This is a genomic window from Rhizobium sp. 05N49, from assembly GCF_056396805.1.
This window is the reverse complement of sequence record NZ_JBFTME010000003.1, coordinates 429,904-444,434: the sequence shown is the minus strand read 5'-3', so window position 1 is coordinate 444,434 and position 14,531 is coordinate 429,904. Positions and strand designations below refer to the sequence as shown.

At 57.3% G+C, this 14,531-nt stretch carries 16 protein-coding genes; 7 read left to right on the top strand and 9 right to left on the bottom strand.

Features of this window, described 5'->3' with window-relative positions; all coding sequences use genetic code 11:
• Positions 1-29: 29 nt before the first annotated feature.
• Genes AC1DF8_RS09375 through AC1DF8_RS09360 form a run of 4 tightly spaced genes read right to left on the bottom strand, consistent with a single transcriptional unit; the run spans position 30 to position 2,785 of the window.
• The gene (locus tag AC1DF8_RS09375) at positions 30-407 is read right to left on the bottom strand and encodes a helix-turn-helix domain-containing protein (RefSeq protein ID WP_112544972.1); all 378 of its coding nucleotides are present in this window, start codon (positions 405-407) and stop codon (positions 30-32) included.
• Entirely contained in the window at positions 404-973 is a 570-nt protein-coding gene (locus AC1DF8_RS09370; RefSeq protein WP_112970667.1) for a Smr/MutS family protein, read from the bottom strand. Before AC1DF8_RS09370 ends, AC1DF8_RS09375 begins: the two co-directional genes overlap by 4 nt.
• Positions 973-2,088 (bottom strand): murein transglycosylase A, encoded by a 1,116-nt coding sequence (gene mltA, locus AC1DF8_RS09365; RefSeq protein ID WP_478153093.1) that lies wholly within the window; start codon positions 2,086-2,088, stop codon positions 973-975. The genes AC1DF8_RS09370 and mltA overlap by 1 nt, the downstream gene beginning before the upstream one ends.
• Positions 2,081-2,785, bottom strand: coding sequence for a Tim44/TimA family putative adaptor protein (locus AC1DF8_RS09360; protein WP_112544969.1), 705 nt, complete (start codon positions 2,783-2,785; stop codon positions 2,081-2,083). The genes mltA and AC1DF8_RS09360 overlap by 8 nt, the downstream gene beginning before the upstream one ends.
• A gap of 126 nt (positions 2,786-2,911) precedes the next feature.
• On the opposite strand from AC1DF8_RS09360, the gene AC1DF8_RS09355 reads away from it, so the two are divergent.
• Both AC1DF8_RS09355 and secB read left to right on the top strand, forming a co-directional pair.
• A complete protein-coding gene (locus tag AC1DF8_RS09355; protein ID WP_112970669.1) occupies positions 2,912-3,430 on the top strand; it encodes an FxsA family protein in 519 nt (172 codons plus the stop codon).
• A 98-nt stretch (positions 3,431-3,528) separates the two neighbouring features.
• Complete coding sequence (secB, locus tag AC1DF8_RS09350) at positions 3,529-4,011, top strand: protein-export chaperone SecB (RefSeq protein ID WP_112544967.1); 483 nt, start codon at positions 3,529-3,531, stop codon at positions 4,009-4,011.
• A gap of 59 nt (positions 4,012-4,070) precedes the next feature.
• On the opposite strand, the gene dnaQ is transcribed toward secB, so the two are convergent.
• Genes dnaQ through AC1DF8_RS09325 form a run of 5 tightly spaced genes read right to left on the bottom strand, consistent with a single transcriptional unit; the run spans position 4,071 to position 7,699 of the window.
• Entirely contained in the window at positions 4,071-4,790 is a 720-nt protein-coding gene (gene dnaQ / locus AC1DF8_RS09345; protein WP_113013464.1) for a DNA polymerase III subunit epsilon, read from the bottom strand.
• Positions 4,783-5,394, bottom strand: coding sequence for a dephospho-CoA kinase (coaE, locus tag AC1DF8_RS09340; RefSeq protein WP_113204244.1), 612 nt, complete (start codon positions 5,392-5,394; stop codon positions 4,783-4,785). The genes dnaQ and coaE overlap by 8 nt, the downstream gene beginning before the upstream one ends.
• A complete protein-coding gene (locus AC1DF8_RS09335; RefSeq protein WP_478153089.1) occupies positions 5,394-6,251 on the bottom strand; it encodes a shikimate dehydrogenase in 858 nt (285 codons plus the stop codon). The genes coaE and AC1DF8_RS09335 overlap by 1 nt, the downstream gene beginning before the upstream one ends.
• Positions 6,244-6,843 (bottom strand): Maf-like protein, encoded by a 600-nt coding sequence (locus tag AC1DF8_RS09330; RefSeq protein ID WP_029868816.1) that lies wholly within the window; start codon positions 6,841-6,843, stop codon positions 6,244-6,246. Before AC1DF8_RS09330 ends, AC1DF8_RS09335 begins: the two co-directional genes overlap by 8 nt.
• 34 nt (positions 6,844-6,877) lie before the next feature.
• Positions 6,878-7,699 carry a pyruvate, water dikinase regulatory protein gene (locus AC1DF8_RS09325; RefSeq protein ID WP_112970674.1) on the bottom strand — a complete coding sequence of 274 codons (822 nt, stop codon included), beginning with the start codon at positions 7,697-7,699 and terminating at the stop codon, positions 6,878-6,880.
• 402 nt (positions 7,700-8,101) lie between these two features.
• On the opposite strand from AC1DF8_RS09325, the gene hemE reads away from it, so the two are divergent.
• The 5 genes from hemE to mnmG all read left to right on the top strand — a co-directional run bounded on the left by hemE (position 8,102) and on the right by mnmG (position 14,503).
• On the top strand, positions 8,102-9,139 hold the full coding sequence (gene hemE / locus AC1DF8_RS09320; RefSeq protein WP_478153086.1) for a uroporphyrinogen decarboxylase: 1,038 nt from the start codon (positions 8,102-8,104) through the stop codon (positions 9,137-9,139).
• A complete protein-coding gene (gene hemJ, locus AC1DF8_RS09315) occupies positions 9,139-9,675 on the top strand; it encodes a protoporphyrinogen oxidase HemJ (RefSeq protein WP_113013458.1) in 537 nt (178 codons plus the stop codon). The genes hemE and hemJ overlap by 1 nt, the downstream gene beginning before the upstream one ends.
• Before the next feature lie 197 nt (positions 9,676-9,872).
• On the top strand, positions 9,873-11,138 hold the full coding sequence (rho, locus tag AC1DF8_RS09310) for a transcription termination factor Rho (protein WP_029868909.1): 1,266 nt from the start codon (positions 9,873-9,875) through the stop codon (positions 11,136-11,138).
• A 103-nt stretch (positions 11,139-11,241) separates the two neighbouring features.
• On the top strand, positions 11,242-12,564 hold the full coding sequence (mnmE, locus tag AC1DF8_RS09305) for a tRNA uridine-5-carboxymethylaminomethyl(34) synthesis GTPase MnmE (RefSeq protein WP_478153083.1): 1,323 nt from the start codon (positions 11,242-11,244) through the stop codon (positions 12,562-12,564).
• Between the two features lie 64 nt (positions 12,565-12,628).
• A complete protein-coding gene (gene mnmG, locus AC1DF8_RS09300; protein WP_478153081.1) occupies positions 12,629-14,503 on the top strand; it encodes a tRNA uridine-5-carboxymethylaminomethyl(34) synthesis enzyme MnmG in 1,875 nt (624 codons plus the stop codon).
• The last annotated feature ends 28 nt before the right edge of the window (positions 14,504-14,531 follow it).

The following is a 14,531-nucleotide window of genomic DNA, read 5'->3' as shown; positions in this document are numbered from 1 at the left end:
GGCCCTAAAACAAGGCATAAATCAGGGGATTATGACGCTTTTCCGTCCACTTTGCCGCCATTTTCAAGAAGCGCCGATAACCGGGCGATATCGCCGCTGTCAAGGCTGCGGATTCGCTTGGCCAGACGATTGGCAAATTCGGTATATTCGGGCGGCAGGCCCGAGGTATCGACCACCACGCGCGGATCGGAAGAGCCGGCAACGAGGAAGAGTTCCTCGGCCTCATCCCAAATGATGTTGAAGTAGCCTGCGATGCGCTGCAGCAGATCGAAGCTCGGCACACCGCGCTTTCCGTGCTCGAGCGCCGAGAGATAGGCCGGCGAGACATTGAGCGCCGCAGCCATCTCTTTCTGCGTGACGCCCTTGCGGGCGCGCAGCTTGCGGACTGCTTCGGCAAACGGCGTCACAAAGTTTCCCCGGCCCGCCGCGAGAGGCGGATATAGAGGGCGCCCGCCCCACCATGATGTTGGGCCGCAGGTTCATATGACGAAATCAGAAAACGAAATTCCGGCTTGGAAAACCAGAGCGGCACTGCGCGCTTCAAGGCGCCTTCGCTGCCCATTGAACTGCCTTTTCCAGTGATGACAAGGACATGCCGCATGCCGCGTTCATGCGCGCGGATCAGGAAATCGAGCAGAAATGAATGCGCCTCACTCTGGACCATGCCATGAAGATCGATCCGTGCTTCCAGCGCCAGCTTACCCTTGGCAATCTTGCGCTTGACCGGACGCTCAAGCGGATGGTGGACGCCCGAGGGCTGTTTTGCGGGTATCTGGGCTACTGCTTGCTGCGGAAGCGGTGTGGCCGCCCTCTGCTTTTCTACTTTTTCCTGTTCGGCCGCCGCTTCAGCCTCCGCCAAGAAGGCATCGAGGGCAGTCAATTCATTCGTCTTGCCGGGCATGGGCCGGGTACTGCGGGCGACCTTGCCCCAGAGGATTCTCTCGTCTGCACTGAGCTTGCGGTCCTTCGCCATCAGAGGAACCTCGCTGCAGCGGCATTGGGGATGAGAATTGCGAAATCGGCATCGTTGCGTACCGTTCCCGCCAACTCTCCTGCATCATAGCCCGAACCAGTGAAAATATCTCCGCGCGCGGGACCGACAATTGCCGAACCGGTGTCCAGCGCCAGCATCAGCCGTTGAAACGGCTTGCCAGCATCAAGGTGTGTCAGGGTTTCGGAGCGGATGAAAAATGGAAAACCGAATGTGTGGATCAGGCGGTCGACCGCGAGCGAACGCCCTGCGGGCAGCGGCACTTTCGCGGCGGCGATCGGCCCGGCATTTGCATCGTTAACCGCTGTTTCCCGAAAGAAAATATAGGACCGGTTATGCCAGAGGACTTCGTCGATCTGGTCCGGATGAGCGGCAAGCCACGCACGGATCGCCTGCATCGAAATTTTCGCGCGGTCGATCTCGCCGCGGTCGATCAGAAGCTTGCCGATCGCCGAAAATGGATGACCGGCTTTTGCGGCGTAGGTGATGCGGCCAAGTCTGCCATCCGGATAGCGCAGCCGGGCAGCGCCCTGCACATGGACAAAGAAAAGATCGACCTTCGATTTTACCCAGGCGATCTCGAGACCACGGCCTTCGAGATAGCCCTGATCGATGTCGCCGCGATCCGGATAGGCATCGATCAGCCCGTCACGCAGACGCCCGAATGCGTAGGAACTATCGAGATTGCCGGGACGATTTTGATCGTCGAGGTCGACAAGATCGTCCGGTCGCCGGTAGATCGGAAACCGGTAGGTCGCGTCCCGCCTGTCGGAAACTTCGATTTCGGGTTCGTAGAAGGCGGTGACGAAACCGGTAGCGCCGTCGGCCCGGACAATCCGAAATGGCTGACAGTGCTTCTCGAAAAAGGCACGCGCGTCGTCGGCCGAAGACGGACGAAACGCCTCTGCTTCCTCCAGCAATGGAAGGAGGTCTGCTGAACTCAGCCCCAGCGACCCGCTACGATAGTGTTTCGTTTCGGAAATATGGCGGCGACAGGCAGCCATGACTTCAAAAAGGCTGGAGGGATCGTCATCCCTCCAGCCTTTCAATGCGTCGAAACTGACTGCCTGAAGGGCAAAGCCGGCTGCGTCACTCATGTTCCGATTCGGTCGCGACGAGTTTCCAGTTGGGGTCACGCGATCGCGTATCGCGAGCGAAGGTCCAGAGATCGTTGACCTCGGCGACATTTTCGGCATCGCCATCGATCAGCACATCGCTCTTGTCGTAAGTCGCTGAGATCAGCTGGCTGATGATGCGCACAGTGATTTGCGCCTCGCTGCCCTTGGTCTCGGCATGGGTGATCTCGGCCTTGTCGATGCCCACGAAAGTGGACTTCATCTTCTCGCCCTTACTTTCGCGATCGGTGATCGCCGCATCGAAGCCGTCATAGACTTCCCGGGAGAGAAGATTCTTCAGCGTTTTGCGATCGCCATCGGCAAAGGCCATGACGATCATCTCGTAGGCCATCCGGGCGCCGTTCAAGAATTCCTTCGGGTCGAAGGAGGCATCGGCTCTGTTGAGCGCGCGCAGCGATTCGTTCAGCGGCGTGCCTGCCGGCGCGAAGGCGTCGATGGCGGAAAAGCGATCTTCCTCTTCTCCGTTCACATCGCGCCGCGGCAGGGTTACGACCTTGCCGGCATCGGCGCTATCGTTTTGCACAGCATCCCGTGGCGTATAGAGATCACGCGGCGGCTTCTCATTTCCGGTGCGGCGTCCAAGAACGGACCGAAGCTGAAAGAAAATCAGCACCGCCGCCACCAAGAAAAATAATGTGATGAAGTCGTTTGAACTCATATCCCGCCGTTCGCTGTTAACATCCCTGATTTCTAACCCCATATAGTCCGGCTATACGAATGATTCAAATCATGGCTGTTATCTTTGCCAGTGCCAAGAGGAGCCCGGGCCGCTCGGGATAAAGAGATGCGTTTTTCCATGCTGCCGGTTTTCGCGCTGCTTCTGCCGCTTGCCGAGATCGCCGGCTTCGTGATTGTCGGCCGCGCAGTCGGACTCGCCGCGACGCTGGCGCTTGTCCTGCTTGGCTTTGTCATCGGTTCGTTCCTCTTGCGCCGGCAAGGTATCAGCATCCTGCGCCGCATGTCTGCCGAGGGGCGTGGTGGTACCATGCCCGGACGGGAATTGCTCAATCCGGCAATGAACGTGATCGCGGCGCTGCTCTTCATCATCCCCGGCTTTCTCTCGGATATTCTGGCGATCCTGCTTCTTATCCCGCAGGTTCGCAACCTGCTCTGGCGGTCGATTGCGAAGCGTTTCGTCGTCGTCGGCACCAGCGGCGGAGGCTTCTCCGCATCGTCGCGTCCGGATTTTGAGAACCGGCCGGGCAAGCCAAGCGATTCAAAGGTGGTCGATCTCGATGAAGAGGACTATCATCGCCAACCGAACGAAAACTCACCTTGGTCCGGAAAAAGGCTCGGCGACTAGGGCCGAGGCACGTTAACTGCCCCGGAGGCCCAGGGTTGTAAGCCCCTCCCCGAAATGTTAGATGGCGGCACCATCCAATGCCCCTCGAGGAAAAGCCCATGGCAGACGACAACAACAGCAACGGCGCAACGAGCCCGACCCTTTCGATCCTTGCCCAGTACGTCAAGGATCTTTCCTTCGAAAACCCGGGCGCACCGCGCTCGCTTCAGGCCCGCGACAAGGCACCGGCGATCAACATCAATGTGAACGTCAACGCCAATCCGCTGTCCGACACGGATTTCGATGTCGTGCTTTCGCTGATTGCCGAAGCCAAGGAAGGCGACAAGACGGTCTTCCACACCGAACTCGTCTATGGCGGCGTCTTCCGCGTTGCCGGCTTCCCCCAGGAACACATGCTGCCGGTTCTCTTCATCGAGTGCCCGCGCATGCTCTTCCCGTTTGCGCGCCAGATCATTGCCGACGTCACGCGCAATGGCGGCTTCCCGCCGCTGATGATCGATCCGATCGACTTCGCGCAGATGTTCGCGCAGCGTGTTGCTGAAGAGCAGGCCCGTTCCAAGGTTCAGGCCGTTCCGAACTAAGCCCTTCTTTACAGGCCCTCGAAATCAGATGCCCGGCTTTTGTCCGGGCATTTTTATTTTCAGTTGAGCTGTTCGTATTTCGACCAAACCGCCTTTTGACCAAGCTTGGCGATCAGGGCCTGATGGGCCTCGGCTTCCGCTTCGCTCAATCGCGGCGCCAGGGGCCGCGGTCTCTCCATGATGGCTGCGACCACAACTTCGTCCGCCTCGGCATTGTCCTTGTTCTGGCTCGCAGATCCTGCGACGCCGAGCCCCAGTGCAGCCTGCCGGCCGCCGATCATTTCTATGTAGACTTCGGCGAGAAGTTCGGAGTCGAGGAGAGCACCGTGTTTGGTACGGTGCGAGTTGTCGATGCCATACCGGCGGCAGAGAGCGTCGAGCGAGTTCGGTCCCATCGGATGCTTGCGGCGAGCAAGAGAGAGCGTGTCGATCACGCGATCCGGCAGGATCGGCGGCTGGCCAAGCCTGGCAAGCTCGGCATTCACGAAGCCCATGTCGAAAGTGGCGTTGTGGGCGATCCACTTGCCGTCGTCGCCGAAGAATTCCAGGATCTCCTCGACGACATCGGCAAAGGGCGGCTTGTCCTTCAGGAACTCGTCTGTGATGCCGTGAACGGCGAGCGCATCCGGATGGACCTTCTGATCACCCGGATTGACGAAAAGGTGAAGCGTCCTTCCTGTCGGGAAATGATTGAAGAGTTCGATGCCGCCGATTTCGATGATGCGGTCCATGCGGTTGTCGAGGCCGGTGGTTTCCGTATCGAAAATAATCTCACGCATGCGGGACTTCTTCCTTCGCTATCCGCTTCTTCAAGTCGGCGACGATATCTGCCACCTGTTCTCTCGTCGTCTCTATGGCGTGGCTGCTATCCACGATGTAGTCGGCCCGACGGCGTTTTTCCGCATCCGACATCTGGCGGGAGAGAATCATATTGAATTTTTCTTCCGTCATGTTCGGTCGCGCAAGCACCCTCTCCCGCTGAATCTGTGGATCGGCGCTGACAACGACAATGACATCCACCCTCTTTTCCGCGCCGGTTTCAAAAAGCAGGGGGATGTCGAGCACGACCATATCTGCTCCCACCTCTTTCTGCCGTGCCAGGAATTCACTCTCCCGCTTGCGCACCAGGGGATGAACAATCTCTTCGAGCCGCTTGAAGCCAGTTGGATCTCGAGCGAGTTGGCGGCCAAGTTGCTCACGGTCGACGACACCGTTCTTCATTGTACCGGGGAAAGCAGCGTTGACCAAAGGTGCTGCCTCGCCGGCATAGAGATCGTGTACGACAGCATCCGAATCGTTGACCGCGACACCGGCTTCGGCAAAGAGCTTCGCCGTTGTCGACTTGCCCATTCCGATGGAGCCGGTGAGGCCGATCTTCAGCATCAGTGTCTTTCCATATCTGCAATGATCAGTGCACGTAGCGTTTCATCGACGACGGGCCGCCTGCCGAACCATTTTTCAAACCCCGGAACTGCCTGATGCAGGAGCATGCCGAGGCCATCGACGACGGCAAAACCCTGTTCATCGGCCTGTGCGAGGATCGGTGTTTTCAGCGGCACATAAACAATGTCGGTAACGACTGCGTCCAAGAGCATCGCAGAGAAATCGATGGCGGGCGCTGCCTCGCCGTCCATGCCGAGAGAGGTGGTGTTGATGAAGAGGCCTGCCCCTTTCATCACTTCGCCGAGAGCTGCGGTCGGGTGGGCATGGACTTTCGAACCGAAGCGATCGGCCAGTTCTTGCGCCCGCTCTACGGTGCGGTTGACGACATGGATTTCCTTGAAGCCGCGGTCGCGGACCGCCTGGATGACGGCGCGACTTGCACCGCCGGCGCCGAAGATGACGACCCGGTCATGCCGGTCCCATCCCGGATGGCGCTCATCGAGATTGGCGGTGAAGCCGCGACCATCCGTATTGGTCGCGAGTATTTGCCCGTCCTCCAGCCACAGCGTATTCGAGGCGCCGAGTTCTTCCGAAAGCTCATCCGGCCTGTCAGCGAGTTTGAACGCCATCTCCTTATGGGGAATCGTGACATTGCCGCCGACGAAACCGGCGCTGCCGGTTCTTAAAGAGACGATAAAATCTGCAAAGGTTTCCGGTGCGACCTCATGCGCGCGGTAGCTGCCGGGCAAATCGAGGGTCTTCAACCAGTAGCCATGGATCAATGGTGAGCGCGAGTGCTTGACGGGAAAGCCCGTGACAAACGCCTTCGGCCCATGTGTTTCACGTGAATCATCCATCAATCGCATCCAGTTCCCGGAGTTTTGCAAGGAGGGGCAGCATGGGCAGACCGAGGATCGTGAAGTAGTCTCCGTCGATCTTCTCGAACAGCTGGATCCCCTCTCCCTCAAGCTGATAGGCGCCGACGCTTGCCAGCGCCTTTGATCCGACGCGGTTCAAATGGCGCGCAATGAAATCATCAGTCAGCGGGCGCATCGCGAGTTCGGCATGTGCCACATGCTGCCATAAGACCTCGCCGTCTCTGACGATGGCGACTGCGCTATTCAGGCGGTGCGTTTTGCCGCCTAGCATGCGCAGATGGTTGGCGGCATCCGCAATGTCCTTCGGCTTGTGAAAGACCTGGGCACCAAGTGACATTGTCTGGTCCGAACCGATGACGAGGGCACCACCGAAGCGCCGGCTGACTTCACCCGCTTTTGCCTCGGCTAGAACGAGTGCCACCTCGTCCGGCGTAGCGCCCGATTTTTCCAGAGGTGCTTCGATTGCCCGTTCGTCAATGTGAGCGGCATGGGCTTCAAAAGCCAAGCCAGCATTTTTCATCAGCATCTGCCGGAACGGGCTCGATGATGCGAGAACGAGCTTCGGTGTCATCTAGGTCCTCGAGAGCGATTCAGTCGTTCAGCGCTTAACGCAGCTTTGGGCGCAGGGCAACGATTGCCGCTGCGGTTTCCTCGATCGAGCGCCGGGTGACGTCGATCATTGGCCAATTGTGGCGAGCGCAAAGGGAGCGCGCATATTTCAGCTCCTCCGAGATTGCGGCACGGTCGGTATAATGTTCCCGGTCGAAACCAGGCGTTGAGCCGAGAAGGCGATTTTCCCGGACCTGAGAAATCCGGTCCGTCGTGGCGATGAGGCAGACGATCAAGGGTTTCGTCGCGGTCGCCAAAGCTTCGGGCAAAGGCACGCCGTAGACGATCGGGATATTCGCAGTCTTGATGCCACGGTTTGCGAGATAGATGCTGGTCGGCGTCTTCGACGTGCGGCTGATGCCGACGATGACGACATCGGCTTCATTATAATCCTCGGGCATCTGGCCGTCGTCGTGATCCATCGTGAAATTCAGTGCTTCAATGCGCGCGAAGTAGCCGGCATTCATGACGTGCTGCGCCCCGACCCGCCTTCTCGAGGGAGCTCCAAGATAGATCTGGAACGCGCCGATGACAGGTTCCAGCACGTTGACGGAGGCAACGCCCATTTCCGCGCAGCGTTCATCAATGATGCTGGCAAGCTCGGGATCGACGATCGTGTAGAGAACAATGCCGGGTTCACTGTCGATCGCTTGAAGGACAGGCATCAGCTGCTTGCGGTTTCGAATCAGCGGATAGACGTGCTCGATCGGCTGAGACGACTTGAACTGGGCCGAAGCGGCGCGGCCGGCGGAGATCAGAGTCTCGCCGGTCGAGTCAGAAATCAGATGCAGATGGAAGAAGTTCGTTCTGTTCTCCACGCTATTTTCCGCTGCCTGTTGAAAAGACTGGACAGCGAAGAGCTAATGGCGGGGCGGGGATCGAGGCAAGGGAAAACATGCCCGATTATCCACATCCGGAACTTTCGAGCGTCACTCCGGAGACGCTTGTGGACTGTGGGGATGATATTCATCCCTTCCGAGATGATGCACAGCTTGTCCACAAGTTGAGGGCCAAAGTGAAAGCTTGGAAGGCTTTGGAATCTTTACCGGATTCGAAGCAATCACCATTTTCTTCAGAGGTGCAGCATTTTCGATCCTCGTCAGCGCCGCGGGCGTGACAAATCGCGCTGTCAGTGGATGGATTTTAATCCTTGATAGACACCGACTCTAAGAAATAGAAACCTTTTAAAATATCTTTGGATTTTTATAGGGAAGAAGCGCTTGAACGAAACGCGCCGGAAAATCATGCGGGTTCTCGACGGAGAAACCCTCTCGCCCCCTCCCCTCTGGCTCATGAGACAGGCAGGTCGCTATCTGCCCGAGTACAGGGAAACGCGCGCGAAGGCAGGAAGTTTCCTCGATCTCTGTTATTCGCCTGACCATGCAGTCGAAGTGAGCCTTCAGCCGATACGGCGCTACGGCTTTGACGCCGCTATCCTGTTTTCGGATATCCTCGTCATTCCTGATGCGATGAAGCGCAATGTGCGTTTTACCGAGGGGCATGGCCCGGAGATGGATCCGATTGACGAGACGGGCATCGCTGGGCTCGACGGGGAACATGTCGTCGATTACCTGCAGCCTGTGCTGGAGACGGTAAAGCGTCTGAGGAATGAGCTGCCTTCAGACACGACGCTCCTCGGCTTCTGCGGCGCTCCCTGGACGGTTGCGACCTATATGATCGCTGGCCGCGGCACACCTGACCAGGCGCCTGCGCGTCTGTTCGCGTATAGGCATCCGCGTGCGTTCGAGCATTTGCTGATGCTGCTTGCGGATGTCTCTGCCGACTATCTCGTGGCTCAGATCGATGCGGGTGCTGATGCGGTGCAGATCTTCGATTCCTGGGCCGGTGTTCTCGGCGAGAAGGAATTTGAAGCTTTCGCAATCCGTCCGGTGGCGCGCATGATCGCTTCAATCAGGTCGCGGCGACCGCAGGCGCGGATCATCGCTTTCGCCAAAGGTGCGGGCTATATGCTCAAGACCTACCGGCAGAAGACCGGGGCTGATGCGATCGGGCTCGACTGGGCCGTACCGCTTGCCTTTGCGGCCGAGCTGCAGAAGGACGGACCAGTGCAGGGCAATCTCGATCCAATGCGTGTCGTGGCTGGCGGTCGCTCACTGGAGGAAGGTATCGACGATATTCTTCAGGTGCTCGGAAACGGACCGCTGATCTTCAATCTCGGGCATGGCATTACGCCGCAGGCGGATCCGGAGAATGTACGCCGGCTTGTCGAGCGCGTGCGTGGCGCGAGGGTAGCGTAGTGGAGAAGCAAACGGATAAGCGACCAGGCGTCTATGCGCGCCGGCGCGCCCATTTTGCGCTGATCTTCTTTGCACTTCTGGCCGTCGGGCTTTTCGCCTGGAACCCGGATAATCTCTATCTGTGGATCAAGGCGCTTCACATCATCGCGGTGATTTCCTGGATGGCGGGGCTTTTTTATATGCCACGGCTTTTCATCTATCATACGGATGCGGAGCCGGGTTCGGCGCAATCCGAAACCTTCAAGGTGATGGAGCGGCGGTTGCTCAGGATCATCATGAACCCGGCCATGATGCTGACCTGGATTCTCGGCCTTTATCTCGCCTGGTCAGTGTATGGTTTCCAGGGCGGCTGGCTGCATGCCAAGATTGGGCTCGTGGTTCTTCTGACGCTGGTCCATGTTTTCTTCAGCAAGGCCGTAAGCGCCTTTGAACGTGACGAAAACCGCCGTTCGGCCCGCTATTGGCGCTTCATGAACGAGGCTCCGACGGTCTTGATGATCCTCATTGTTATCCTCGTCGTGGTAAAGCCTTTTTAAGGTCGGAGGCGGCTGCGGTTAAATTTCAGTCATTTTAAGCAGCCCCCTTGCGGGCCGGGTTGTGACTCGCTATTTTCCGCGCATCTCATCTTCGTGGCATGTGTGTAGAGTTCAGTCGCCTGCGAGCCCCTTTCGCAGTACCGAATACGACCCAACATCGCCTTTCCCCTTCTAAAATAAAGAGTATTGGTCACTTCATGGCTGAAATGAAGCTTCAGGAACTTAAGAGTAAATCCCCGACGGATCTTCTGGCTTTTGCCGAATCGCTCGAGGTCGAGAATGCGAGCACGATGCGCAAGCAGGAGCTCATGTTCGCAATCCTCAAGGTTCTTGCCAGCCAGGATATCGAAATCATCGGCGAAGGCGTCGTTGAAGTCCTGCAGGATGGTTTCGGGTTTCTGCGTTCCGCAAATGCTAACTACCTGCCCGGACCGGACGATATCTACATCTCCCCCTCCCAGATTCGTCGCTTCTCGCTGAAGACCGGCGACACGGTCGAGGGTCCGATCCGTGGTCCGAAGGAGGGTGAACGCTATTTCGCACTCCTCAAGGTCAACACGATCAATTTCGACGATCCCGAAAAGATCCGTCATAAGGTTCACTTCGACAACCTGACGCCGCTCTATCCGAACGAGCGGTTCAAGATGGAACTGGATGTTCCGACGTCGAAAGATCTCTCGCCGCGCGTCATCGATCTCGTAGCGCCTCTCGGCAAGGGCCAGCGCGGTCTTATCGTTGCTCCCCCGCGTACGGGTAAAACGGTTCTCCTGCAGAATATCGCGCACTCGATTACAGCGAACCATCCGGAATGCTATCTGATTGTTCTGCTGATCGACGAACGCCCGGAAGAAGTCACGGACATGCAGCGTTCGGTCCGTGGGGAAGTTATCTCTTCCACATTCGACGAGCCAGCGGTTCGGCACGTGCAGGTCGCCGAAATGGTGATCGAAAAGGCCAAGCGTCTCGTGGAACACGGCCGCGACGTTGTCATCCTGCTCGATTCCATCACCCGTCTCGGCCGCGCTTACAATACCGTCGTTCCTTCGTCCGGTAAGGTTCTGACGGGTGGTGTCGACGCCAACGCGCTGCAGCGCCCGAAGCGCTTCTTCGGCGCGGCCCGCAATATCGAGGAAGGCGGCTCGCTGACCATTATCGCGACGGCTCTTATCGATACCGGCAGCCGCATGGACGAAGTCATCTTCGAAGAGTTCAAGGGCACCGGCAACTCTGAAATCGTCCTCGACCGCAAGGTCGCSGACAAGCGTATCTTCCCGGCCATGGACATTCTCAAGTCCGGTACGCGTAAGGAAGACCTGCTCGTGCCGCGCCAGGATCTGCAGAAGATCTTCGTTCTGCGTCGTATTCTCGCTCCGATGGGCACGACGGATGCGATTGAATTCCTTATCGACAAGCTGAAACAGACGAAGAATAATGGTGATTTCTTCGACTCGATGAATACCTGATTATTAGCCGGATTCCTCAGATTGAGGCTGGTGAGTCGTTTATACGACCGCCAGCCTTTTCTGTTTCAGATAGATTCGGAAGCGAACCGATAGGCCGAGGTCCATGGAAGCGTGGAACGATACCATATTTGCTCTTTCGAGCGGTGCGGCGCCGTCAGGCGTGTCCGTCATTCGTGTCAGTGGCCCGCAAACCACTGTGATCTTGGACGCATTGGCCGGTGAGATTCCATCGCCGCGAATGGCGTCATATCGAACGATTCGGACTCGGAACGGTTTTCCCATCGATACCGGTCTGATCCTTTTCTTTCCCGGCCCGGCCTCTTTTACCGGCGAGGATTCAGCAGAATTTCAGATCCACGGCTCAAGAGCCGTTATATCGGCTCTGTCCCAGGAGCTGGCGGCGTTCCCAGATACCCGACTTGCACTGCAGGGCGAGTTCAGCCGCCGTGCCTTTGAAAATGGCAAGCTTGATCTTGTCGAAGTCGAAGGTCTGGCAGATCTTATCGCCGCCGAGACGGAGATGCAGCGCCGGTTGGCACTCGAACAGAGTTCGGGAGGAGTGTCGCGACTATACGATTCGTGGGCGGAACGAATTACGCGCTCTCGTGCCCTAATTGAAGCCGAACTCGACTTTCCGGACGAAGACGACGTTCCAGGCTCCGTTTCAGATCAAATCTGGATATCCCTCATAGAACTTCGCCGAGAGATCCAGGATCATCTTTCGCACGCGGATATGGGGGAAATCGTTCGCGACGGCTTCAAGGTTGTTATTGCGGGCGCCCCAAACGCCGGGAAGTCGAGCCTTATGAACTGGTTCGCGCAGAAAGACGTGGCAATCGTCACCGAAATCGCGGGCACGACGCGCGACGTTCTCCATGTCGATATCAATTTGAACGGCTATCTAGTCAGGCTCTATGACACTGCCGGCCTGCGGGATACGGCCGATATCGTGGAGCAGGAAGGTATCAGGAGAGCGCAGGTAGCATTGACCAACGCGGATCTCGTACTTTTTCTGGCAGACATCGGATCATCGAATCCGATAGACGCCGCCGACTTGGAACGCGCACCTTCGCATGTTATTGTCGGGACCAAGCGAGACCTATATCCTTCGGCTGCTTCCTACGATCTTCAGATCTCGACGTTGACCGGTGAAGGTCTTCCGGAACTTCGGGACTTCGTTTTCTCCTCTATTGAACAGAAGTTTGGGGGATTGTCCCTCGCTGTTCCAACACGGGAGCGCCACAGGGATTCGCTTGCGAAGTGCCTGACTGCCCTCTCGGTGGCGATCGATCAGACGGAGCAGAGTTTGGAGATCAGAGCGGAGTCGTTGAGGCTCTCGGGTGACTATTTGGGACGTATTACAGGACGAGTGGATGTTGAAGATCTTCTCGGCGTCATCTTCTCTGAGTTCTGTATCGGTAAATGATTCACGTGGAACACGGATCGCAGTAGATGCAGAGTTTCACGTGAAACCTTTTGTGGAGTAGCGCATGAGCGCCTGCAGTTATGACGTTATCGTAATCGGAGGCGGTCACGCCGGATCCGAAGCAGCTGCTGCGGCTGCCAGGATGGGTGCAAAGACTGCCTTGATCACGCATCGACGCGATACAATCGGAATAATGTCCTGCAACCCAGCCATCGGCGGCCTCGGTAAAGGCCATCTCGTCCGCGAGATAGATGCGATGGACGGTCTTATGGGCCGTATTGCCGATGCAGCGGGCATCCAGTTCCGAATGTTGAACAAGAAGAAGGGTGCGGCTGTTCGCGGTCCACGGACACAGGCAGATCGTAAACTCTATCGTCTTGCTATGCTGGATGCCATTGAAGCCATCGAGAACCTCGACGTGATCGAGGGCGATGCTTTTGATCTAGACATTAGAGACAATCGAGTCGCTGGCGTAATGATGAAGGACGGGAGGCTCATCGCGAGCCCATCTGTTGTCATAACGACGGGCACGTTCCTGCGGGGGCTCATCCATATAGGAAGCGTAAAGACACCGGCAGGCCGCACGGGAGAGCCGCCTTCTTTGGGGCTTTCGATGACCTTTCTCCGATTGGGTTTGAAGCTGGGCCGCCTTAAGACCGGGACTCCGGCTCGACTGAACGGGAAGACGATTGATTGGGGATCAGTCGGGCGCCAGGCAGCGGATGATGAGTTGATTCCGTTCTCCTTCATGACGGACCGTATCACAAATCCACAGGTCGAATGCGGTGTAACGAGGACCACCGAAGCGACGCATCGCATCATCGTCGACAATCTGCAGAAATCGGCGATGTATTCTGGTCAGATTGAAGGTGTCGGTCCGCGCTACTGTCCATCGATTGAGGATAAGCTCGTCAAATTTGGCGAGAGAGACGGGCACCAGATCTTTCTTGAGCCAGAGGGGCTCGATGACGACACCGTTTATCCGAATGGAATTTCAACATCTCTACCGGCAGATGTGCAGGCCGCGTTTATTGGCACTATCCCAGGCTTGGAGCGCGTGGAGATATTGCACCCGGGCTACGCGATTGAATATGATCATGTCGATCCACGTGAGTTGACGGCGACGTTAGAAGTCAAGAAGCTTCCCGGGCTCTTCCTGGCGGGGCAGATCAATGGGACGACAGGTTACGAAGAAGCAGGTGCGCAAGGCCTTGCCGCGGGCCTCAACGCGGCATTGTCGAGCGGGAACTCGAAGCCGTTCATATTCAGCCGCACAAACTCGTATATCGGCGTTATGATAGACGACCTGACGTCGAGAGGTGTTACGGAACCGTACCGAATGTTCACGTCTCGGGCTGAATATCGATTGACGCTTCGTGCGGACAATGCCGATGCGCGGCTTACGCCCGCAGCGATCGAACTGGGTTGTGTTTCCTCCGAACGCCGTGTTCGTTTTGCGGCATTCCAGGACGAACTGGAGAATGGGAGGGCATTGCTTCAGTCTCTGTCAGTTACGCCGAATGAGGCCCGAAAGGTTGGGCTTAACATTAACTTGGATGGCCAGCGCAGAACCGCCTATGAACTCCTGTCCTATCCCGAGTATACGTTCTCGGATTTGGGACATGTCTGGGGGGATTTGCACGCTTTCTCACGGAAGGTTTCGGAGGCCTTAGAGATTGAGGCGGGTTATTCGGTTTATATGGATCGTCAGGCCGCTGCCATTGAGGCGCAGCGGCGCGATGAGGCGCGAGCGATTCCCATGGACTTTGACTACAGTAGCCTGTCTGGACTTTCGAACGAGTTGAAGAACAAGCTGAACATCCGGAAGCCCGCGAATATAGCGCAGGCTCTGAAGGTGGAAGGCATGACACCCGCAGCGATCTCGCTTCTGTTGGTATATCTGCGCCGCGACGAAAGTGTTCGGACACAAGTCGCCTAATTGCTGCAAGGTTTGAGAGTCTTCGGGA